This window comes from Paenibacillus lentimorbus NRRL B-30488, from assembly GCF_000411595.1.
Taxonomy (GTDB): domain Bacteria; phylum Bacillota; class Bacilli; order Bacillales; family Bacillaceae; genus Bacillus; species Bacillus velezensis.
In genome coordinates this window covers 81450-103246 of record NZ_ANAT01000030.1, presented here as the reverse complement: position 1 = coordinate 103246, position 21797 = coordinate 81450, and the positions used below count along the sequence as shown (strand labels likewise).

General features: G+C 48.7%; 19 protein-coding genes and 3 pseudogenes. 6 read left to right on the top strand and 16 right to left on the bottom strand.

Features of this window, described 5'->3' with window-relative positions; genetic code table 11:
• Positions 1-169: 169 nt before the first annotated feature.
• The 3 genes and pseudogenes from D368_RS15390 to D368_RS15380 all read right to left on the bottom strand — a co-directional run bounded on the left by D368_RS15390 (position 170) and on the right by D368_RS15380 (position 3947).
• Positions 170-1849: a glycoside hydrolase family 13 protein gene (locus D368_RS15390; RefSeq protein WP_128574957.1), complete on the bottom strand. Its 1680-nt coding sequence runs from the start codon at positions 1847-1849 to the stop codon at positions 170-172.
• 82 nt (positions 1850-1931) lie between these two features.
• A complete protein-coding gene (locus D368_RS15385; RefSeq protein WP_101562671.1) occupies positions 1932-2711 on the bottom strand; it encodes a glucose 1-dehydrogenase in 780 nt (259 codons plus the stop codon).
• Between the two features lie 115 nt (positions 2712-2826).
• A pseudogene (locus D368_RS15380) lies at positions 2827-3947 on the bottom strand (response regulator aspartate phosphatase).
• 109 nt (positions 3948-4056) lie between these two features.
• Here D368_RS15380 and cwlK point away from each other — a divergent pair.
• Positions 4057-4560 (top strand): peptidoglycan L-alanyl-D-glutamate endopeptidase CwlK, encoded by a 504-nt coding sequence (cwlK, locus tag D368_RS15375; RefSeq protein WP_101562670.1) that lies wholly within the window; start codon positions 4057-4059, stop codon positions 4558-4560.
• Here the strand turns inward: cwlK and D368_RS15370 are convergent.
• Together D368_RS15370 and D368_RS15365 are read right to left on the bottom strand one after the other, a co-directional pair.
• A pseudogene (locus tag D368_RS15370) lies at positions 4523-5913 on the bottom strand (YcdB/YcdC domain-containing protein). The gene cwlK and the pseudogene D368_RS15370 overlap by 38 nt on opposite strands.
• A 199-nt stretch (positions 5914-6112) precedes the next feature.
• Positions 6113-7513: a YcdB/YcdC domain-containing protein gene (locus D368_RS15365; RefSeq protein ID WP_128574956.1), complete on the bottom strand. Its 1401-nt coding sequence runs from the start codon at positions 7511-7513 to the stop codon at positions 6113-6115.
• A gap of 128 nt (positions 7514-7641) precedes the next feature.
• Here D368_RS15365 and D368_RS15360 point away from each other — a divergent pair, with 128 nt between their 5' ends.
• On the top strand, positions 7642-8637 hold the full coding sequence (locus tag D368_RS15360) for a DUF5105 domain-containing protein (protein ID WP_101562667.1): 996 nt from the start codon (positions 7642-7644) through the stop codon (positions 8635-8637).
• A 42-nt stretch (positions 8638-8679) separates the two neighbouring features.
• Here the strand turns inward: D368_RS15360 and D368_RS15355 are convergent, their stop codons facing one another.
• The 4 genes from D368_RS15355 to D368_RS15340 form a co-directional block, all read right to left on the bottom strand.
• Positions 8680-9612, bottom strand: a complete 933-nt coding sequence (locus tag D368_RS15355; RefSeq protein ID WP_070081327.1) for an aldo/keto reductase — start codon at positions 9610-9612, stop codon at positions 8680-8682.
• A 129-nt stretch (positions 9613-9741) separates the two neighbouring features.
• Complete coding sequence (locus D368_RS15350; RefSeq protein WP_015416739.1) at positions 9742-10812, bottom strand: helix-turn-helix domain-containing protein; 1071 nt, start codon at positions 10810-10812, stop codon at positions 9742-9744.
• 136 nt (positions 10813-10948) lie between these two features.
• The gene (gene estA, locus D368_RS15345; RefSeq protein ID WP_007409033.1) at positions 10949-11593 is read right to left on the bottom strand and encodes a lipase EstA; all 645 of its coding nucleotides are present in this window, start codon (positions 11591-11593) and stop codon (positions 10949-10951) included.
• Positions 11594-11788: 195 nt separating this feature from the next.
• Positions 11789-12889: a type II asparaginase gene (locus D368_RS15340; RefSeq protein ID WP_128574955.1), complete on the bottom strand. Its 1101-nt coding sequence runs from the start codon at positions 12887-12889 to the stop codon at positions 11789-11791.
• A 191-nt stretch (positions 12890-13080) separates the two neighbouring features.
• Between D368_RS15340 and lmrA the strand changes: the two genes are divergently transcribed.
• Entirely contained in the window at positions 13081-13647 is a 567-nt protein-coding gene (lmrA, locus tag D368_RS15335) for a transcriptional regulator LmrA (RefSeq protein ID WP_017419341.1), read from the top strand.
• A gap of 36 nt (positions 13648-13683) precedes the next feature.
• Positions 13684-15123 carry a lincomycin efflux MFS transporter Lmr(B) gene (gene lmr(B), locus D368_RS15330; protein ID WP_007609218.1) on the top strand — a complete coding sequence of 480 codons (1440 nt, stop codon included), beginning with the start codon at positions 13684-13686 and terminating at the stop codon, positions 15121-15123.
• Between the two features lie 36 nt (positions 15124-15159).
• Here lmr(B) and D368_RS15325 read toward each other — a convergent pair whose 3' ends face one another.
• On the bottom strand, positions 15160-16287 hold the full coding sequence (locus D368_RS15325) for an aminotransferase class V-fold PLP-dependent enzyme (RefSeq protein ID WP_128574954.1): 1128 nt from the start codon (positions 16285-16287) through the stop codon (positions 15160-15162).
• A gap of 71 nt (positions 16288-16358) precedes the next feature.
• Here D368_RS15325 and pcp point away from each other — a divergent pair, with 71 nt between their 5' ends.
• Positions 16359-17006: a pyroglutamyl-peptidase I gene (gene pcp / locus D368_RS15320; protein ID WP_128574953.1), complete on the top strand. Its 648-nt coding sequence runs from the start codon at positions 16359-16361 to the stop codon at positions 17004-17006.
• Here the strand turns inward: pcp and tatC are convergent.
• From tatC to D368_RS15295, 4 genes are all read right to left on the bottom strand, one after another.
• Positions 17003-17731, bottom strand: a complete 729-nt coding sequence (gene tatC / locus D368_RS15315; RefSeq protein ID WP_071392170.1) for a twin-arginine translocase subunit TatC — start codon at positions 17729-17731, stop codon at positions 17003-17005. The two genes, pcp and tatC, sit on opposite strands and share 4 nt — an antisense overlap.
• A gap of 61 nt (positions 17732-17792) precedes the next feature.
• Positions 17793-17990: a twin-arginine translocase TatA/TatE family subunit gene (locus tag D368_RS15310; protein ID WP_003156681.1), complete on the bottom strand. Its 198-nt coding sequence runs from the start codon at positions 17988-17990 to the stop codon at positions 17793-17795.
• A gap of 12 nt (positions 17991-18002) precedes the next feature.
• A complete protein-coding gene (locus tag D368_RS15305; protein ID WP_128574952.1) occupies positions 18003-19754 on the bottom strand; it encodes an alkaline phosphatase D family protein in 1752 nt (583 codons plus the stop codon).
• A gap of 263 nt (positions 19755-20017) precedes the next feature.
• A complete protein-coding gene (locus D368_RS15295) occupies positions 20018-20446 on the bottom strand; it encodes a cell wall hydrolase (protein WP_003156683.1) in 429 nt (142 codons plus the stop codon).
• A gap of 153 nt (positions 20447-20599) precedes the next feature.
• Here D368_RS15295 and D368_RS15285 point away from each other — a divergent pair, with 153 nt between their 5' ends.
• Entirely contained in the window at positions 20600-20983 is a 384-nt protein-coding gene (locus D368_RS15285) for a DUF2512 family protein (RefSeq protein ID WP_003156684.1), read from the top strand.
• A gap of 128 nt (positions 20984-21111) precedes the next feature.
• Here D368_RS15285 and D368_RS15280 read toward each other — a convergent pair.
• Together D368_RS15280 and D368_RS15275 are read right to left on the bottom strand one after the other, a co-directional pair.
• A pseudogene (locus D368_RS15280) lies at positions 21112-21261 on the bottom strand (transposase); the annotation flags it as partial.
• 155 nt (positions 21262-21416) lie between these two features.
• Positions 21417-21755, bottom strand: coding sequence for a thioredoxin family protein (locus tag D368_RS15275; RefSeq protein ID WP_071392173.1), 339 nt, complete (start codon positions 21753-21755; stop codon positions 21417-21419).
• Positions 21756-21797: the final 42 nt, after the last annotated feature.

The following is a 21797-nucleotide window of genomic DNA, read 5'->3' as shown; positions in this document are numbered from 1 at the left end:
TCTGTAAATCAGAATGATGACGATTTCCAAAGCGTTCTTTCTCGTTCATTTGTTACCTATACCATAATAAAACGAAGTAATTACGTTTTGCAAGATATTTTTTCTAAATTAATATCCAATTTACCTAAAAAGCCCCCGCCATGTATGGACGGGGGAGTCCTATCACATATCAGGCAAGCAGATAAACTCTTGTTTCGTATGGGCGGAATGTGATGCGGGATTCCGTGCCGCCGTCATTATCATAGTTGCTGAGAAGCAGCTCGGCCCTTTCAGGTTCGGAACCGTCCGGCCAATAAAAAGCGGCTTCTTCTTTCGATACGTTGCTGATGGACATGAGTTTTTGTCCGTTTGCCTGTCTTTCATACACGAACAGCTGCGGGTCATCAGGAAGCAGCAGCTTGTAGCTGCCTTTTATGATATCAGCATACTGTTTTCGCAGGCGGATCAGTTTTTTGTAAAAGTTCAATATAGAATCGGGATCATCCTGAGCCTCGGCCGCATTGACGGTTTTGTAATTGGGATTGACCGTGAGCCACGGTTCGCCCTCCGTAAATCCGGCATTCTTGCTGCCGTCCCACTGCATCGGTGTACGGGCATGATCCCGGCTTTTCGCCATAATGGATGCCATGACTTCTTCTCTGTTGCGGCCCATTTCAAATACCCTTTTATGATACATATTGACGGTCTGAATATCCCGATAGTCCTCTATCCTGTCAAACGGAGCGTTTGTCATGCCGATTTCTTCCCCCTGGTAAATGTACGGCGTGCCTTTCATGAAATAAAGCAGGGCGGCAAGCATTTTGGCGGATGCTTTGCGGTATGTGCCTTCGTCTCCGAAACGGGATACGATCCGGGGCTGGTCATGATTGCACCAATACAGCGTATTCCAGCCTTGATGTTCCAGTTTTTCCTGCCAGTCTGTGAGCACTTTCTTCAAATCGGCCAGCTCAAGCGGTTTTACATCCCAATGCTCTTGGCCCGGCTTTTGATCAAGCTCCATATGCTGAAAATGAAAAATCATATTCAGTTCATGCTCATCGGTTCCCGTGTAGACCAGTCCTTCCTCAGGCGTCACTGATCCGGCCTCGCCGACCGACATCACGTCATATTTAGAAAATACCGCTTTCGTCATTTCTTTTAAGTAATCATGTATCCGTGCTCCGTTTGGCCGGAAAGGCTTCGGATCGGCCCGGCGAGCGATATAATCTTCATACGGCGGCAAGTATTCTTTTTTTGACAGAAGATGAAGCTGGTCTATTCGCAATCCGTCCACGCCTTTATCGAGCCAAAATCTCATCATCTCGTATACTGATTGCCGAACCTCGGGATTTTCCCAATTCAGATCGGCTTGTTTGACGGCGTTCATATGCAGGTAATATTCGCCCGTATGTTCTTCGTACTGCCAGACGGATTGTCCGTAATCCGACACCCAATCGGTCGGCGGGCCGTCCGCGGTGCCCGGCCGCCAAATATAATAATCGCGGTATTTGCTGTCCGGATTCATTTCCGCCTCTTTGAACCAAGGATGCTCCGTGGAGGTATGATTTAAGACGAAGTCCATCACAAGCTTTAATCCGCGGCTGCGGCATTCTGCAAGCAGATCGTGAAAGTCCTCCATCGTTCCGTATGATTCCATAATCGCTTGATGATCCGTCACATCGTAGCCGTTATCGACGTTTGGCGACGGATAAATCGGGCAGATCCATATCACATCAGCGCCAAGTTCTTTTATATAATCGAGACGCGCGATAATCCCCCGCAGGTCGCCTATGCCGTCGCCGTTCGTATCTTGGAAGCTTCGCGGATAGATTTGATAGACAACGGCGTCTTTCCACCAGTCACTCGCCATCTTGCGGACCTCCTGTTTTTTAGAGAACCATTTCCTTTATGACCCTTCTCTAAACAAAAAAGAGAAGGTTTCCCCTCCTCTTTTAACTTTCCAGCTGAGACGGATAAAGCGTCATGCCTCCGTCGACGAAAAGTGTCGTTCCGGTTACGTAACTCGCTTCTTCCGACACCATCCATGCGGCGGCCGCGGCGACTTCTTCCGGTTTTCCGAAGGCGTTCATCGGAATTTTTTTCAGCTGGGCCTGTTTATGTGTTTCATCTTCCAGATCCTTATTGGACTCCGTGGCGATCGTGCCGGGAGCGATGGCATTCACCCGGATGCCTTTGTCTGCGTAATTGAGCGCCATTGTTTCCGTCATCATTTTGATCCCGCCTTTGGATGCCGAGTACTGCACGTTTTCAGGGCGGGGTATTTGCTGATGAACGCTTGATATGTTTAAGACCGTTCCTTTTTTGCCGCGCTCGAGCATATGTTTCAATGCCGCTTTCGCCCCCAAAAAGGTGCCGGTCACGTTGACGTCGATGACCCTTTGCCAATCCTCCAGGCTCATTTCATGAGGCATCGCCTCGGCTCCGTTAAAGCCGGAATTGTTGACCATCACGTCCACGCCCCCGAAATGCTCCTGCGCGGCATTAAACAGCGCCTGAATCCCTTCTTCTGAGGATACATCGGCTTTTACGGTGACGGCTCTGCCTCCCGCTTTCTCAATGATGTCCGCCGCTTCTTCCGCTCCGGCGGCATCACCGAGGTAGTTCACAACCACATTCATCCGCTCCTTGCCGAAGCGTTCGGCAATGGCTTTTCCGATTCCTTTCGAAGAACCTGTTACAATCGCTGTTTTTCCCTGTAAATCCTGATACATTGTCTCATTTCCTCCCTGATGTTAATACAGAGCATGTACCCGGTTTTAATCGGCTGAAAACAAAAGGAATCATAAAAAGAACGATGAAGCCCAAGCTCCCTCGTTCTTTTTTTCATTATGCGTAGTTGTTCATTTGCAGCCTTTTTTGCACGCCGACAAGCCTGCTGAAAAAATAAGATGCCGCTTTGTAGTTCTCCCGTTTATGAAAGAAATGAGCCGCGTCCTGAAGCAGTTCCTCTGTGTCAGCCAACAGCTCCTTTGATTCCAGGATGTCAAAATACTCTTTGAGCGAATCCTGTCCGCCTTCCCCCTGATAAAGCTCTTTAATCAGACGGAATTTCGTCATATAGATCTCATCTTCCCACTCCGCCGCGCTTCTCATGCCCCGCGCGCAGCTGGCGGCGGCTTCACTGTATTTTTCCGTTTTAAAGTAGATATGTGTGAGTGAAAAACAGCCTGGATGACCTGCCGGAAGCTGTGTGCTTCAAATCCGGCAGCCGCCCGTTCAAAATCCTCCGCCGCCTTGCAAAAGTCACCCAGACTGTACATACAGTGCCCGATATTATAATAGGCCGCAGCAATCATATATTGATCATCAAGCCGCTCTGCGTGCTCCAAGGCGCATTCGAGGTATTCCAGCGCTTTTTTATGCTGCTGGGCGTCCATCAGATTTCCGGCAATGATAAATTTGCACTGCACCCTTCGCATTCCGTATAATTCATATTTCTTGTAAATATCAAGCGCCTGTCCCGCGTAATTCATCGAAAAGAAAGTCTGCTTGATATGATAGTACACCTCAGAAATTTTATACAGAAACTCGGCTTTCTCTATGTCATCTTCCACATATTCAAGCTTTTCCTCAGCCCGCTTATAATGAGAAATCGCTGAGATGAAGTTTTTCTGCTTAAATTCATACATTCCCCTGAAATAGTAAAAATAATATTCCAGTAAGCCGGTCAGCTTTTGCTGGTTCATCTCAATCTCAGTGAGCATTTCAGAGAACGGAGGCTGGCAGTCGCCGTCTTTCATGGGTTTTAATTTATCCAGCATGATGCGGTGCCTAAATTCCATCAATGAAAAATACAACAATAAATCCTGATTTTCTTCCATATCTTCGAGTTCATATTGAATCTCCCGCTTCAGCGCTTCAGCTTTATCGGCTTCAAACGCGCGGATCAGCTTATACCATTCATTCATCTTAACGGCCACTTCTTCAGATGGAATCTTGGATTTCATAGATTTGCCTCCTTCCTCCGGCTACTAATTATGTTATATTTTATCATAGCAAATTTATGGCAGTGAGCAAACAAAGATTTTAATCAATTAAAGAAAGAGAGAATTCACCATGAAACTACCAGTCAGAATTGCGCTGCTTTTGATCCTCTTCTTTTCCGCAGACCTATGTTTTTCCTATATGCAGAAAGAATTGAGGCCGCAGACGGCATTACAAGAGAGAGCCATTCCAAGCGCTCTTCATCCGCTCGTGAAACAGAATGCGGAGCTATTGCGGACGGCCGCTCTGAAAAAAGGCATCACCGTCGTTATCACAGAGGGTTTCAGATCAATTGAGGAACAAAACGAATTGTACCGTCAAGGACGTTCAAAAAAAGGAAATATCGTCACCTACGCAAAAGGCGGGGAATCTTACCACAATTACGGCCTTGCGATCGACTTCGCCCTGCAAAAAAAGGATGGAAGCCTGATTTGGGATATGACGTACGACGGAAACCGAAACGGCACGCCCGATTGGCTTGAGGTCGTATCGATTGCCAAAACGCTTGGTTTTGATTGGGGAGGCGATTGGAGAGGCTTTAAAGATTATCCTCATTTACAAATGATCCCTGGCTAATAAAACCTTTTCTTTTTCGCTTTTGCGCATCAATGTACGGAGGATAGACAGGCCTGTACACAAGCTTATATCCTTCATTGCCGGACGGCGTAAAATCGCGCTGCCACTCCAGCCGCAAATGGAAATCGGATAAAAAAGCGGCCTTTGCTTCTTCGGGAGTAACGGCCGGCACCGGATTGATCTTCTCCAGCTGCTCCGGGTCAATGTCAGGCGCCATGTAAGCTTCCACAAGCCCCGTTACGGGACTGACAAGTATTCTCGCAGCGCCGAACCGCAGCGGAATATCCTGATGCCATACGGAAAAATGGAAGCGGAACCTGCCCCTTCCGTCCGTTTTCAGCGGGTTCATTTTAAAAAACTCGTCCGCTCTCGGATAAAGCTTGTATAAAAATTGAAGCGCGACGGCCTCACACTCTTCCGCAGAATAAAAGGCCGGGCCCTGATGCTCAATAAAAGATTTAAAGGCTGTCATTTTCCCTGTCTTTTTGTCCGTTTTCATCTTCATTGTATTTTTGTTGCTGCTTTCAAAATAGCTTTCGATACTCAAATCTTTCCGTTCCGGAACCGACCCTTTCCGCCATGTCGTTCCGATCTCATCCCCGAGATCGCGCCGGCGCGTCTGAACCATATCCGAGGTAAACCCCATTAATTCATCCAGGCTGATTTCCCGTTTATGTTCAAACGCGGGAAGCGGTTTTGCCGGCTCATTCCTGTCTTCGCAAAGCTGCTGATCCGGCACGATATCATCTTCACCGGCCGGATAGCTGTAAGCCGGCAGAATCGGTTCATAGACGAGACGCGGTATTTTCTCAAAATTGACCACATCATAGACGAGACTGAATGTCAGCACACTCATATAATGCGAGACGACTTTTTCCCGATCGACGAATGTTTCCGGGACGGGCGCTTCACCCTTATCCCCGTAATAGATAAACTGCACGACGAAGCCGCTCCTGGTTACATCAACGAAAAAACCTGAATCGGGAAGCGGCCGGCCGAGCACTTTTTTTGTATAGATAAATCGGATGCACCCATTGCGTTCTTCCCTCGCCTGAAAGATGAATTTCATAAAAGTAAGCGGGCGGTGTCTCGCCGCAAACCGAAGAGCCGTCAGCTTTAATTCGGCGTCTGACAGCTGCATGTCTGAACCCGGACAGTCGTTGCGTGAATAGGTAAGCAAAGATCCGTCGTCGCCCAGCTCAATCGTTACCGTTTTATCCGGATGGTTACGATCTTTCCATATATAATAGGCTCTCGTTTTTGTTTTTCATCATAATCTTCTATTTCAAGCTCATAGTGCGGCGGTATATTCCCGATCTCCAGCGCTTTTTTTCTCAGATGTTCTTTCAGCAATGGGGTCATCCTTTCAGAAGAGTGTATAAAAAGAACTGTTTTTAATTATATAAAAACGTCCTTATCCTTTTAAAGGGAAGAAAGTGCCTTTTATGTGTCTATTTTTAGCAAAGAGGGAAAAGAGCCGTATTCAGAGCGGCTGTTTCCCATACAAAAGTCACATTCCCCATGAAAGACCCGGGACGAACGCCCATGACCTTCAGCCTATTAAACTCGTGATCACTTCTCCCGTATGAGCCTCAATAAACCGCGGGAAAACCGGCTTATATACGAGCCTGTACACTTTTCCGCAGCTGCCGTCTTCGTAACAACGATCCCAAGCGAGCTCGGCTTTGATGGCCCGGCGGATCGCGTCCTTCGCCTCTTCCATTGTCAATGAAGGAACGGGATCAATTTCCTCGAGCTCTTTCGGATCAATTTCCGGCGGCATATAAAACGTGACAAGACCCGTCTTTTTGCTGACGCAGATTCTCCCCTCTCCGAATCGCAAATCAACGCCGCCTGAACAAGCCTTATATGTAAGTCCCACGTTTTCTCCTTCATCATCCGGCTCATCATATTGAACCCGGAAATACTGATCCGCTTCCGGAAACATGGCGAACAAAAAGCGGATGGCCATGTGATGGCATTCTTCCTCGGAAAACTCCGGTTCGCCTTCACTTTGTATAAATGACATTACCCCGGTGAGCCGGCCCGATTCTTTATCATACCTTGTTTTCAATACATGTTCATTCCGCTCTTTTAACAGACTTTCAAAACTTTTATCTTCCCGTACGGATTTTGTTTTTTCAGGACGCCAGGCAATACCGATACTGCCCTCTCCAAGATCGCTTTCCCTATCTTTATAAAAACCGTCGTGCAGCCCGATCATGTCATTGATGCTCATCTTTTCCGCTTCAGGGGCAGGGCGTGAAATCGGGACATACGGCAGCATGTCGTCTTCCAGCTCTTCATATTCATCTATTTCTGCATTCTCTTCCTTCAGGTCAGCCGATATCGGCCGCGTCGGAGACACGATTTCATAGACGAGATGGGGCTTGTCATCCCCCTGCACATAGACGGACTGATGCAGTACGGTGAACAACAGCTCCGCTTCAATATGTTTGACAAAGTGAGCCAATGCTTCCCGCTTGTCCGCAATTGTTCCGGGTCTTAAGAGATTATCGGCCTTCCCATGGTAAGAAAAGCCGGTTACTTCCCCTGTCAAAGACAGGTCGACGTAAAACCCGGTCAGCGGAAGCGGCAGACCGTCAGCCATCTGAACATAGGAATATCTCACATCACCATCATTGGCGGAGCCGCTGTTTTCCAATTCGAACTCAGCCAATGCCCCCGGACGATGGGTTTCTACAAACGCCCGCATCCGTTCTTCTATGTCCGATTCCGAAAGAGCCGGCAGATCAGTCCGGAAAGCCGGACGGGATAAGGATTTCAGTTTTCCGTCCCGGTCTAGTTCAACCATGATGCCGGCTTCCGGATCATTCTTATCTTCCCACCAAAACAAAACCTCATCTTCCTGGTATTCTTCCACATTACTCTCGTAGCGGGCAGGTACGTTTCCGATCCGGAGAGCCAGCTGTTTCAATTCTTCTTTTTTCATCATAACACTTCCTTTTCTTCCAAAAAAATTGATGATTACCAAGACTCTTTTATACAAAACTAGTATAATTAACCTGTCTGTCTTCATGACTATTGAATTAATCATTATAACAACAGGGGGTAAACCAGATGTCCATCAAAAAAATGAGCGCCGTGTTTTTCATTCTGCTTCTCACGGCATTTACCGCCGCATGCAGCAGCGAAACGAGCGGCGGCCAGGAAAGCAGCACGGCGAAAGTGAAAATAAAAGAGACGGCATGGGCCGCTTCAGACGATACTGAGCATCCGGCCGCGCTGAAAGTAACGGTCACCGTCAAAAATACGGGCAAAGACCCGCTTACCGTCAAAAGCAGCGACTTCTCGCTTTATCAGGATGACGCGAAAACAGCGGCGGCCGATAAGGATGACCAGATGCAGAGCGGCACGCTTCATGCGGGCAAGACAGTGACGGGCAATCTGTACTTCACGGCTGACGAAGGCAAATCATATGAATTGGTATATCAGCCGCAGGCAAAAGACGCGAAGCCTTTATCTTATAAACTGAAAGTCAAAGGCACAGCCTCAAACGCAAAACCTGACCCGGCGGACGCATTATCCGCATACATTGATGTGATGCTGTACGGCAAGCACAATAAAAATTTCACCCGCCTGACCGGTGTAAATGAAAAAATGACGGCCGCCGCATATCAGGAATCGGCGAAAGCCAGCTTTATCGCTTCTGCAGGCATTTCACAAGAACAGGCGGATTCAAAAGCCATTTCCGCTATTATTGACGCCATGTCATCAGCGCTTCGGGATAACACAGAGCTCAAGGTGCATACCAAATCCATGTCAGGCAAAAAAGCCGTCCTTGAAGCAAAAGTGACGCCGCTTGATATGTCTCCGCTTGCGGGCCAGCTGCAAGACCGCGTGCAAGACTATGCCGGAAAGCACCCCGATGCTGATGAAAACGAAATTGTCAGCCACCTGCTTTCTGTCTATCCGGAAGAGTTTATGCGCCTGAAACCGGCTTCTTCTTCCGTAACAAGAGAAATTGAGATGAAGAAAAACGCCCGCGGCCAGTGGTATCTGGATACAGACGCGGATCTGGAAGGATTGACAGAAGCGTTTTTGAAAACGTCCTGACAGCAAGAAAGGAAATAGCGCAGGCTATTTCCTTTTTTATTTTCACTTGAAGATGTCACTGATATATTGAACCTCATCCTCGGTCAACTGCACATCAAGCGCGCCCAGATTGTGTTTCAGCTGGCTGGGGCGTTTGGCTCCGGGAATGATCGCATCCACCGCCGGCTGCGACAGAAGCCACGCGAGTGCGATATGCGCTGTCTGCGCCCCTTTTTCTTCCGCAACGGACCGAAGCTTATCCACTCGCTCCAGGTTTTGGTGAAAAGCTTCTCCCTGAAACGGCGGCCTGTTCTTTCGGCTGTCCTCAAAGACTGTGTCTTTTGTAAACTTTCCCGTCAGCAAGCCGGAAGCAAGCGGAAAATAAGGAATAAAAGAAATGCCGTTCTTTTCACAATAAGGCAGCAGATCATGCTCCGCCTCACGCTGAATCAGTGAATATTCCGATTGAAAAACCTCTAAATAGCCGTCGGCGTTAAACTCCTGCAATTGCCGGAAGCTGAGATTGGACGCGCCGATTGCTCTGATTTTCCCTTCGTCCTTCAGTTCTTTTAACGTGCCCGCCACTTCGGAGAGCGGTGTTTTGCCGTCAGGGAAGTGGACGTAATACAAATCAATCACGTCTGTTTTCAGCCGCTTCAGGCTGTTTTCCGCCTCACTCCGGAGAAATTCACGGCTGTTGTCCAGCTCGATCTGTCCGTTGACCTCTTTGTGCGCGCCTTTTGACGCAATCACGAGGCTGTCCCGCACGCCGCGCTCTGCGACAACTTCACCGATTAACTCTTCGGAACGCCCCAAACCGTATATAAACGCCGTATCAATAAAATTGACGCCGCCGTCCAGCGCTGTGCGGATGAGTTCTTTTCCCGTTTCATCATTAAGATTCGGAAACAGATTATGTCCTCCGACCGCATTAGCGCCAAAGCCGATACGCTTTACCCGTAAATCCGTCCTGCCCAGCGTACGTGTCTCATCCATGGCTCAGGCTCCCTTCCTTTTATCGCTCTGTTTAGTATTAGATAACCGGTAAGAATTATCCTGCCTGAGAGCCTATCTATAGAAAAAACCTTGAAAAGCGTTTGCCCTTCAAGGTTTTTTGGCTGTGTATTAAGATGTCAGAGCTGCGGCGAAGCGTTCGGCTTCATCCGTGAGAGCACCCTCGATTTCCTTATAGCGGCTGGAAATCGTTGAGGCGCTGACGCCGTACTTCTTCGCCAGCTTGGCTTGAGAAACGGACGCGCCGTTCAGAGAAATGCTGTTTACGTAATATTCGACCGCCGCCGCGAAAGCTTCAGGCTTTCTGATCGTCGGTGTTTTTTTGACACAGAACGTTTTCCACAGATCAATTACGGCCGGAACCAGCTCAGCCGGGTATTCATCCCCGCTCAGGCCTTTTTCAATAGCGTCTGCCGTTTCCTTCTCCATGTCGTTGGCCCACTCTGTCTGTTTTTCTTCAGCAGCCTGCTCAGGCTCTTCCGCCGTTCCTAAAAGAGCGGCCAGCACAATGTCGAAGTTGTCCTGCATAAAGCGCTCAGGCGATTTTCCTTCCGCAAGAGCCGGGGCAGCCGCCTTTTTCACTTTGCTGATTAGAGCTTCGGTCCGCTTCACAGGGAAGATCGTAAATTGCATGAAGAACTCCGCTTTTTCCGCTTCGTGGATCGGATAGCCGAGAATCAGGCTTCCCGCCGGCGGAAGATCCTGCTGGCTGACGTCCATTTCCACTTTGAATTGTTTTTTCGTCATCACATCTTCAAAGTGAATCATTCCTTCTTTCACATCTTCAAGCACCATAACGGCAGGTGTCATGCTTTTCCATGATTCAACGATTTCCCGTGTTTTCGGGCGGTTGATGCCGCCGGCTTTTTTCTGAAGATATTCTTCAAAAATCGTCTTGCCGCCTGCCAGCGGACGAAAGAAAATTCCCCAAATGCCGAGGTTGAAGACTCCGATGTCTTTAGTCTGTCTGTCCAGCTCCGTAATGAACGCGTGCTGGTTAATAAATGATGATATGCCGTCTCTATGTGCTGTAAAGGCGTACTCCATTAGGCTTTCCTGAATCTGTTTCGCTTCTTTTGCCGCGATGTCTGCCGGAATGGCAGCTTCTTTGCTTCCGCAGCATTTTTTATATTTCTTCCCGCTGCCGCATGGGCAAGGGGCGTTTCTTTTCACTTTTCCCACAATAAACCCTCCGAATTCTGATATAACTTTATTATTTTAACAAAAATAACTTCAGAGGGCTTGGTTTACGGCGAAAAAAGAATATGGAAGAAAAAAAGACCCCGGGATATTCTCATTCTCCGAGGCTTTGAAACTGTTAATTTGTATTTTGTCCGCCGCCGTTCAGACCTTCTTTAATCAGCCCGTTTACTTGGCTGTTCATCAAAAGTCCGATGTGTCCGACACCGTGAATCTGCACGTTTTTCCCGCCGATCAGCCGTGACAGCGGGTTCAGGACGATTAAGTCCGCTGAGCTGTAAATCGATGTATATAAAATCTTTTGGTTCGGATCAGTCCCCGGAAGCGCCCGGTTGGTCACAAGGCCGTTCGCTCCGCCGAGTGTGACGACGTTTGCGATTTTGTCTCCGCCGTCAAGATTTTTAATGTAATAGAGTGTGTTGGCGCCGCCCATGCTGTGCGCGACGATATCGACTTTTTTCGCACCTGTTTCGCTGAGCACTTTTTTCACGTAATTGGACAGTCTCGGTGCATTGTGTCTGTTGTTTCCGGTTTTGTCCAGAAAATCAATGGCGTACATCTCATTTCTTGACCAGCCTTGGGATGCCAAGTACGTTTTGATTCCCGCGAAGTTAAAGGACGCCCCGCCGATTCCGTGGACCATGACAACCGGGTTATGCTCTGAGGAAGCTTTCGATACGGTCGGCTGGAAGGCAAATACGGAAATGACGGAGAGCATGCAGACTGTAAGAATCGCTAGGATTTTGCTTTTGATTTGTTTCATGAACTTTCCTCCTGTTATGTAATTTTTTGCAATTTTCATTTTATTAGAGAAGAAAAGGAAAAAATAGAGTATTTTTTACTGTTTTCAACAATTGAAAAAGAGGCGGAAAAATGAGAAAGACGCCCCTTTCCCGAAAGCACACTTATACTTTAATACGGCAAACAAAAAAAGGAGAGAACACCCGGTTCTCTTCTCCTAGTACTCATTGAAATAGGTTTGAATCCGCTTAGGGTCATGCGTTTTTGTCAGCGCGAGCATCAGCAGAATCCGCGCTTTTTGAGGGTTGAGAGAGTTTGAAGCTGTCAAATGGTCTTTTTCATACTCTCGATTAGGTGTTACCGTTCCGTTTCCCGTCCTTGTGGAGCGGACGACCGCCAGCCCGCTTTTGACCGACTTTACGGCGCCTTTTTGCGCCGCATCAGACATTGAGCCGTTTCCCGGGCCTGCAAAAATAATGCCTTGCGCCCCTGATTTTACGGCAGCTTCAAAGAGATAGCTTCCGTCATTTTGATAGCCGTATATAATATCGACTTGCGGCAGTTTATCAAGTTTGTCTATTTTGAAATCTGTATCCTTCGTATGCTTTCGGGTCATGATGTTATTAAAATAGATGTCATCAGCAATTGTTCCGATATAACCCATCTCTTCCGATTTGAATGTGTCTGCCGCGGTTGTATTGGTTTTTGTCACATAACGCGCCGAAGCGATTCTGTCATTTAATACGACAAGCGCCCCCTTGCCTTTCGCCTCAGGCGCAGCCGCTGTTTTTACCGCGTTATATAAGTTGGACGGCCCGTCCGCTCCGATCGCCGTGGACGGCCGCATTGACCCGGCGACAACAACGGGTTTGTCACTCTTGACCGTCAGATTGAGAAAGTAGGCGGTTTCCTCAAGTGTGTCTGTTCCATGTGTAATGACAATGCCGTCTGTATCATCAGACTTGAGCAGCTTGTTTACCCGTTTTGCAAGTTTCAGCAGTGTCTCGTTATTCATATTCTGGCTGCCGATATTCACAACCTGTTCTCCGCTCACATGCGCGACCTCTTTTATCTCCGGAACGGCCTGAATCAGGGCATCAACTCCGATTGCCCCCGCCCTGTACTCCGTAGCGGACGTCTTCGAAGGAGCAGCGCCTGCAATTGTGCCGCCGGTGGCAAGAATTTTAATATTCGGAAGTCCGTCTTTTTTCGCAGAGGCTGCGGCTACCATCTGGGGCGGTGTTTCTTTCGTTTGAGGAGATTGGGAGCAGCCGGCCGCGATGAAGAGCAAAGCCGTGATAAATGTAATGAAGGGCATGAATTGTTTTTCATTCTTTTCTCTCCTTTTCTTTATTTATGATGATTTTCCTCTGACCGGTCAACGCGCTTGTCAGGCAATCTTCCGGAGAAAAAACCGTTTAAAAATCCTTGACACCGTCATGCGAAATCAGGATAATAGACCAGTCACTATATTTTAAATTTGTCACAAATCAGTAAGGTGGGAACATTATGAGCTATGGAGATTCTCGTGAAAAAATCCTCGCCGCGGCAACCAGGCTGTTTCAGCTTCAGGGGTATTACGGCACGGGACTGAATCAGATTATTAAAGAAAGCGGTGCGCCGAAAGGTTCTCTTTACTATCATTTTCCGGACGGCAAAGAGCAGCTCGCCATTGAGGCTGTCAATGAAATGAGCCATTATATCCGTATGAAAATAAAAGAAAGTCTTGATGCCTATCCTGATCCTGCGGAAAGCATTCAAGCGTTTTTACAGGACTTATCACGGCAATTCACATGTCCGGAGAATTTTGAAGGGTTTCCTGTCGGTTTACTGGCTGCCGAGACTGCTTTAAAGAGCGAAAAGCTCCGGCAGGCCTGTCAAAGCGCTTATCAGGAATGGGAGAATCTGTTCGCGGGCAAATTAAGATCAGCCGGTTTTTCTGATGAGAAAGCGGCGGAAATCAGCACTGTTTTAAATGCCATGATAGAAGGCGGCATCATTGTGTCCTTAGCCAAAAAAGACAAAATGCCGATCCTCCATATTTCTAAACAAATCCCCAACCTGCTGAAGACATAAAATACGAGAGACATGTACGTATAGAAAGAGAGGAGAATGATTTTGGAAAACGCTCAGCCTTCCAAACAATATAAAGTCATGCCGATCATGATTTCTTTGCTGACGGCAGGGTTTATCGGCATGTTCAGTGAAACGGCGCTGAATATCGCCCTGACTGATCTGATGAAGGAGTTACATATCACTCCTGCGACCGTCCAGTGGCTGACGACGGGCTATCTGCTCGTTCTCGGTATTCTTGTGCCGGTATCAGGTCTGCTTTTACAATGGTTTACGACGAGACAGCTGTTTATCGTTTCACTCGCTTTTTCCATTATCGGCACGCTGATTGCAGCGCTTGCGCCGAGCTTTCCGTTTCTTTTGGCGGCAAGAATCGTGCAGGCTTTAGGAACCGGGCTGCTGCTGCCGCTGATGTTTAATACAATCCTCGTCATCTTCCCGCCGCATAAGCGCGGAGCGGCGATGGGGACGATCGGGCTTGTCATCATGTTCGCTCCTGCGATCGGTCCGACATTTTCAGGGCTTGTGTTAGAGCATTTGAACTGGCATTGGATTTTCTGGATTTCCCTGCCGTTTCTTGTGTTGGCTCTTTTATTCGGCATCGCCTACATGCAGAACGTGTCTGACATTACAAAACCGAAAATTGACGTGCTTTCCATTATACTGTCTACGATCGGGTTCGGCGGCATCGTATTCGGATTCAGCAATGCGGGCGAAGGATCAGACGGCTGGTCAAGCCCGACGGTTATCGGTTCGCTCACTGTCGGCGCGATCGCGCTCATCTTATTTTCCATCAGGCAGCTGACAATGAAGCAGCCGATGATGAATCTGCGCGCTTTCCGCTATCCGATGTTTGTTCTCGGTGTCGTGATTGTGTTCATCTGTATGATGGTTATCTTATCGACAATGCTCCTATTGCCTATGTATTTACAAAGCGGACTGATGCTGACGGCGTTTACGTCCGGGCTCATCCTGCTGCCGGGCGGTATTTTAAACGGCTTTATGTCTCCGGTGACGGGGCGTCTGTTTGATAAATACGGGCCGAAGTGGCTTGTCATTCCCGGGTTTGTCATCACGGCAACTGTGCTTTCGTTTTTCTCAAACATTAACGGCGCTTCAACGGCGCTTCTGATTGTCGCGCTTCATACATGCCTGATGATCGGTATTTCCATGATCATGATGCCGGCGCAAACGAACGGCTTAAATCAGCTGCCGCCGGAATTTTATCCGGACGGAACAGCCATTATGAATACGCTCCAGCAGATGGCCGGCGCAATCGGCACTGCGGTGGCGGTCAGCATCATGGCGGCCGGCCAGAAGAATTATATGAGCACCGCGAAAAACCCGAATGATCCTTCCGCATACTCTCACGCGCTGATTGCGGGCGTCCAGCACGCCTTTATCTTCGCGATGATTGTCGCCGTTATCGGCTTGATCAGCGCTTTCTTTATGAAACGGGTCAAAGTGAATCATTCATAAGAAAACAGCAGACTCCCCGGGAGTCTGCTGTTTTTTTTATATACCGCGCGCTTCAGCCAGTTCATCAATCGCATAGATCAGATCGTCAGCCGTGTTATAGAAATGAGGCGCCAGCCGGATGATTTGTCCGCTGGGTGCGCATACGATGTTTTTCCGCCTCAACAGCGCAGCCGTTTCCGCCGCTTTTTCATCCCGTATGGAAATCATGCCGGGTCTGTCATCGGCAGACGGCGGCCCTGTGAGATTCAGTCCTTTTTCAGAAGCGTATTCATACGCAAATGCGCTGAGTTTTTTTACTTCCCGGTGAATGCGGTCTGTGCCGGCATCGTTTAATAGAGATAAAGCCGCCTGTGCCGCATATATGCTGATAAATGCCGGGGTTCCGGTCTCAAAGCGTTTGGCTCCGTCCGCATAAGAAAAACGGGTTAAATCCAGCATCGACGCCCGCTGCTGCCCGAACCACCCGGTGACTTTCGGCTTCAGCCGTTCGGCAAGTTCCTTTCTGACATAAAGAAACGCCGTTCCCGGTATGCCGAGCATATACTTTCTCGCACCCGCGGCCAGCATATCAACTCCCCATTCTTTTACATCAATCGGGATGTGCCCCGCCGATTGATAAGCATCGACAAAAAGAAGCGATCCCTTCTTTGCGGATATCTCGGCAATGCGCTTCATATCCTGGACAAACCCCGACGTATATGACACATGGGGCACACAGGTGAAAAGCGTCTGCTCCGATATGTACGTCTCATACCGCTCTAGCGGGATCATTCCATCTTCAGACGGCACGACTGAAAGCTCCATCTCAGTCTGTGCCTTCAAAATGTGGGCGATCGCCGGAAAATCCAATTCCGTATACACCGCCTGTTTCTTTCGGCAATCCGGTAAAGCAGAAACGACGGCAGAGACAGCAGCCGTTACTGAAGGTAAAACGGCGATTTCTTCAGGATGGGCGCCGATCAATCTCGCAAATTCACACCTTGCCTGCTCCGTACGTCCAATGGCTTCTTCCCAGTTTCCGCCATGCTGAAGCAGGCTTTCCTGATAGTCATTGACCGCTTTTGAAACCGGCAGGGCAAGAGCGCTTTGAGAGCAGCTGGCGAGCATCGTATGTGTGCGGAGCGCCGGAAATAAAGATCGGTATTGCACCAGAGGCGAATTCAAGACATGTTTCCCCCTTCGGCAGGAATATATGTCCATTATAGAGTATGGTAAAAAGAAAAGGAGGGTTTTATATGGAGAAAAAAGTATTGCTGACAGGCTTTGACCCCTTCGGCGGGGAAACGGTCAATCCTTCATGGGAAGCGGTCAAACGGCTGGACGGTGCCGCTGAGGGCCCCGCCTCTATCGTATCTGAACAAGTGCCGACCGTTTTTTATAAGTCTCTTGCCGTGCTGCGCGAAGCGGTCAAAAAGCATCAGCCTGACATTATCATTTGTGTCGGACAGGCAGGCGGCAGAATGCAGATCACGCCGGAACGGGTCGCGATCAATCTGAATGAGGCGCGCATACCGGATAACGAAGGAAACCAGCCTGTCGAAGAAAACATTTCTCAAGGCGGTCCCGCAGCCTATTGGACCGGCCTTCCGATTAAACGGATCGTTGAGGAAATCAAAAAGGAAGGCATTCCCGCGGCTGTATCCTACACGGCGGGGACGTTTGTATGCAATCATCTCTTTTACGGGCTGATGGATGAAATCACCTGCCATCATCCGCACATCCGCGGCGGGTTTATACACATCCCGTACATTCCGGAGCAAACCTTGCAGAAGTCTGCGCCGAGCCTCAGCCTGGATCTCGTGACAAAAGCACTCAAAATCGCCGCGGTGACCGCCGCGGCGCATGAGGACGATATTGAGACCGGCGGAGGCGAACTTCACTAAGCTGCAGACGGCGGCGCCTCGGCCCATTTCTTCCGGTAAACGATGCGGGACAGCGTCACACTGATTTCATAGAGGACGAGCAGCGGAATCATGACGAGAAAGTCAGACATAAAATCCGGCGGCGTAATCAGCACCGAGACGACGATCAGCAAAAAATACGAAAGCTTCCGCGCCTTTGCCAGCCGGGTTGGATTCACGATTCCGAGCCGTGTCAGAAACATGACGGCCAGAGGCATTTCAAACAAAAATCCGAACGGCAATGTAAGATTCAGCATAAAGGTAAAATACTTGTCCGCCGTAAATACCATGTCAAAATGGCCGGCGGATAATTGTGTTAAAAATCCGAGCACAATCGGAAACAGCACAAAATACCCGAAGGAAATTCCGATAATAAACAAAACCGAAAGCCCCGGAATGTAAAGCAAAGCGGCGCGGCGTTCAAACGGGGTCAAAGCCGGCGCCGTAAAACGCCAGAGCTGAAAGGCCGCAACCGGAATCGCTGCCGTAAGGGCGCATATTCCCGCAATCATCATATACACCCATAAAATCTCGCTCGGCCCTAAAACGGCCAGCCTGCCATGCAAATCCTTGATCAGCCAGTCATAAATATCCTGCACAAACCAGCAGGCGCCGATAAAAAACACGAGAAAGGCGATAACGGTTTTAATGAGACGCTGCCGGACTTCCTCTAAATGCCCGATCAAGTGGGTTTCTTTTTTATCCAATCGTACATCCTCCTTATAGAGAAAGAGGCAGAAGCGGATTCGTCTGCCCCCATGTCAGGATTCAGCCTGCCGTTTTGTCTTTCTCAGCCGTCTGCTTGTCCGGCTCTTCATTTGAGACCAATGTTTTTGCGGCGCTTTTAAATTCAAGCAGCGTGCGGCCGGCGGCACGGCCGATTTCCGGAAGTTTTGAAGGTCCGAAAATGATGAGAGCGATGACGAAAATCAGGATCAACCCGGGAATGCCGATATTTGAAAACATGAATGCGCCTCCTTATTGTGAGATTTTGGCCCGTTTCTTTCTCATTTGCTTTTCATGCGCATTGTTATGGGCGAAGAAACGATCCTCTTCCACCTCGTCTGACTGCTTTAAACCGCCTGCAACCGCCGCTTGAGAGACCTTCCGAATCCCCGTCTGGTCTTTTTGATAAATGAATGAAGCCCGCGTGGAAACCTCAGCCCCCGGCTCCGTCACGTACGGCACCACTCTGTAATCCGCTCTCCATTGGGCAGGCGTCACCGTACAGCGGACATAGCCGCGGTAATCGTTGAAAAACTTAATATGCGGGTTTTGTTTTAAGATCTGATCCGTATCGGCCCGTTTATCCGCCCCGTTTCCTCCAGATGTAATGGAAGTCCCGACGAATTCGGCTCCGAAAATTTTTGAATTCGTTTGATTAAAATCGGTATGCAGGTTTGACGCCCAGCTTGCATGAACATCACCCGTCAGCACGATGACATTGTTCAGGTTTTTGTTTTTTATAAAATTGATGACCCGCTCCCGCTGAGCCGGGTAGCCGTCCCATGAATCCATGCTGTATATCGGATTGGCGGTTGTTCCGAAATTCCATTGCGCGAAAAAGATTTGCTGCGCCAGCACATTCCACTTCGCTTTTGAGGCGGCTAAATTTTCGAAGAGCCATTGCTCCTGCTCTGTCCCCATCAATGTGCGCTTCGGGTCTCTCCACTCATCAGAAGGCGGCTTATTCCCGTCGCCGTTGGCCTGATCATCTCTGTACTGTCTCGTATCAAGCACATTGAACGATGCTAAATTGCCATAAGAAAATTGCCTGTACAGCCGCATATCAGGACCGTTCGGCAATGACATGCGCCTGAGCGGCATGTGTTCATAATAAGCCTGATAAGCTGCGGCCCTCCTGAGCACAAACGCTTCAACGGATTGGCCTTTTTCAGGGATAACATTGGCATAATTGTTTTCCACCTCATGATCGTCCCACGTCACGACCCACGGAAATGCGGCGTGGGCGGCTTTCAGATTGGCATCAGAGCGGTATTGGGCGTGGCGGTTGCGGTAATCTGACAGTGTGTACACTTCGGCGCTGCTGTGCGTCCTGACATTTCCCGTTTTTGACACATATTCGTTCGGTCCGTATTCATAAATGTAATCTCCGAGATGGAATACGAGATCAAGCTTTTCCTTCGCCATATGTTTATACGCCGTATAATAGCCGTGTTCATACTGCTGGCATGAGGCAAATGCAAACGTCATGGCGGATACGTCAGCGCCGGGAGCGGGCAGCGTTTTCGTCCGGCCGACGGGGCTGAGCTCATGCCCGCTTTTAAACCGGTAATAGTACACTTTATTGGGCTTGAGCCCGTCCGCCTCGACATGGACGGAGTGTCCGAGATTCGGCTTGGCCATTTCCGTTCCGCGTTTGACGATGTGACGGAAATGTTCATCTGCGGCGATTTCCCATTTTACCGGCACGGCCTGCTTCGGCATGCCGCCCCCATTCAGCGGGTCAGGGGCAAGACGCGTCCAGAGAATGACGCTGTCAGACAGCGGGTCGCCGGAAGCTACGCCGAGGGTGAACGGATAGTTTGAAAATTTCGGAGCGGCATTCACTTCAAACGCGCCGATGGATTGCGCGATCGCTAACCCGAGGGAAAGACCGGCGATTTTCCCGGCGCCCTGTATAAATGCGCGGCGGTCAAACGTATTGTTCTGAAAGCTTTTGTTCTCCAATTCCTTGATCAATTCATCTATACGGCCGTCATGTGTCATGTCAGTTCCCCTTTCGTCTCATTGATCGCCCTTATTATAAAAAAGAAATGTTAAACCGCTATGAAGAAGTGTGAAGGGTTTGTAAGGCTGAAAAATGAACGGCGGGAGACATTTTTCACATTGTTTCGACAAAGCTTGCCCCGCCGGAAGAAAACCCCCTCTGTTTCTTTTTGGCTAGTCATCCGTCAAGCGCACTTTTTTCCTATTTTTCTTCACAAAACATTAAAAAAACACCGTTCATTTTAAGAACGGTGCGCCCGGGATTAAAATGTATTGTATACGTTTTCGCACGTCTCACCAGTCGGCTGATAGAAGCAGTGGGATCTGAATCTGGCGACAAACGGCTGGCCATACCAAGTCTGCGGGCAGTTGCCCGGCGGCTTAAAATACCACAGACTGAACTTAGCCGGCCAAAACCGTTCTCCGTTAATGTTCCTGCGGGCAAGCCTCCGCTCGGATTCACGCGGTCTCTGGTAAAAGTATCCGTGAGTCACCGCTTCAAACGCGTGCGGCTGAAACACCATCTGCCTGATGGTGCGCAGGCCTTTAAAATCAGAACAATTCGCCCGCACCCGATTGATTCCCACATTGCCGACCAAAAGCATTCCCTGCTTCCCTTCGCCTTCCGCTTCCGCCCTGAGCAGCCTTGCCATTAGATCGACATCGGCGCTCGACGCTTTTACGACTGCCATCATGACACCTCCCGTATTTTCTCCTTTCATCATATTCAGCCGCGGCCCAGTGATGACAGACAAAAGCCAGAAAACAAATGTTCACGAAAAAAGGGTTTATATTTCACGTTATGAGGAAACATACTAACATGATTTCCATAAGGAGGAATTCGCATGGAACACATTAAAGCGCTTGCCATTAAAGGCATTATGACCATCATTATTCTGTATCTGATACTCGGCTTAGGTTTTCGCTTTACATTCGGTGACGTACTGCTGATGACCATTGTGCTGGGAGCCGTTTCCTACTTTACGGGCGACCTGTATGTGCTTCCGAGATGGAATAATATCACGGCGGCGTCCGCTGATTTCGGAATCGCGTTTCTTGTTGTCTGGCTGATGGGAATGCCGCTGTCCATGGGCATTTCCGGAGGAAGACTGGCGTTTGCCGCTCTTATTTCCGCCGTGATCATCGCCGTCGGAGAATATTTTTTCCATATCTATCTGATGAGAAAAGACTTGGGCGGGTCCCGTTTTTTAGAACCCCGGTCCGAATAACGCAAAAAAGGCCGGATAACGGCCTTCAGCTTGTAGAGAAAATGATGTTTTTTCTGCAAGCTTTTTTGTTTTTGCTGTTTCTTTACATATGCCTAGCCTTGCTTGGCTGGGTATGCGGCAACCTTCAACATCATTTTGAATAAGATCAGCGGATCAAGTGAGGGGCGGCCTTTATTTTCGCTGCAGTAAGGTTTGACCTTTTCAACGATGAAAGAGAAATCTATGTATTTATCAATTTTTCGAAGAAGGTGATCCTCTTCGACGAGTTGGTCAAACAGAACGAATTCGGCTGTGTTTTGAGAAGCGTCTCTTGTGCGGGTCTTTTATTTTATGACAAGGGAATGGATATTTTAAGGGGAAAATAAAGGCTGTCGAGATTTTCTCGACAGCCTGAGCCCCTTAAAGGGGGGCTTTTTATTTGTAAAGTAACGCTTTATACATCTTGATATAACTGATAAACCCTTTTCAGCCTTTCTTCGAGCTGTTCAAAATGAACAAAGCGGGCTTCTCTCAGAAACTCAGTCCCATCAATGAACAAAAGAAGCACGGGGACAGTGAAGACTGAAAATCTGCCGGCAACCTCTTCTACCTCGTCAGCGTTGGTATGCCCCAATTTGATATTCGGAAACTGATCCAATACGTTTCTGAGCTGCGGCAGAACGGCGTGACATACTGTACAGGCAGGTCTTGAAATGTAGATAAAACTGAATTGATGCTGCTTAATAAAATTCTCGATAGAATCTAATGAATGTAAGTCTGTCAGCTCTTTCATCAAAACCCTCCTTCAAATCGGCTCGTCTTTCATGACCAAGCT

Excerpts from the sequence above, each read along its gene's own strand:
- D368_RS15390 (WP_128574957.1), bottom strand. The coding sequence starts at position 1,849 with ATGGCGAGTGACTGGTGGAAAGACGCCGTTGTCTATCAAATCTATCCG.
- D368_RS15385 (WP_101562671.1), bottom strand. The coding sequence starts at position 2,711 with ATGTATCAGGATTTACAGGGAAAAACAGCGATTGTAACAGGTTCTTCG.
- cwlK (WP_101562670.1), top strand. The coding sequence starts at position 4,057 with ATGAAACTACCAGTCAGAATTGCGCTGCTTTTGATCCTCTTCTTTTCC.
- D368_RS15365 (WP_128574956.1), bottom strand. The coding sequence starts at position 7,513 with ATGAAAAAAGAAGAATTGAAACAGCTGGCTCTCCGGATCGGAAACGTA.
- D368_RS15360 (WP_101562667.1), top strand. The coding sequence starts at position 7,642 with ATGTCCATCAAAAAAATGAGCGCCGTGTTTTTCATTCTGCTTCTCACG.
- D368_RS15355 (WP_070081327.1), bottom strand. The coding sequence starts at position 9,612 with ATGGATGAGACACGTACGCTGGGCAGGACGGATTTACGGGTAAAGCGT.
- estA (WP_007409033.1), bottom strand. The coding sequence starts at position 11,593 with ATGAAACAAATCAAAAGCAAAATCCTAGCGATTCTTACAGTCTGCATG.
- D368_RS15340 (WP_128574955.1), bottom strand. The coding sequence starts at position 12,889 with ATGCCCTTCATTACATTTATCACGGCTTTGCTCTTCATCGCGGCCGGC.
- lmrA (WP_017419341.1), top strand. The coding sequence starts at position 13,081 with ATGAGCTATGGAGATTCTCGTGAAAAAATCCTCGCCGCGGCAACCAGG.
- pcp (WP_128574953.1), top strand. The coding sequence starts at position 16,359 with ATGGAGAAAAAAGTATTGCTGACAGGCTTTGACCCCTTCGGCGGGGAA.
- D368_RS15310 (WP_003156681.1), bottom strand. The coding sequence starts at position 17,990 with ATGTTTTCAAATATCGGCATTCCCGGGTTGATCCTGATTTTCGTCATC.
- D368_RS15305 (WP_128574952.1), bottom strand. The coding sequence starts at position 19,754 with ATGACACATGACGGCCGTATAGATGAATTGATCAAGGAATTGGAGAAC.
- D368_RS15295 (WP_003156683.1), bottom strand. The coding sequence starts at position 20,446 with ATGGCAGTCGTAAAAGCGTCGAGCGCCGATGTCGATCTAATGGCAAGG.
- D368_RS15285 (WP_003156684.1), top strand. The coding sequence starts at position 20,600 with ATGGAACACATTAAAGCGCTTGCCATTAAAGGCATTATGACCATCATT.
- D368_RS15275 (WP_071392173.1), bottom strand. The coding sequence starts at position 21,755 with ATGAAAGAGCTGACAGACTTACATTCATTAGATTCTATCGAGAATTTT.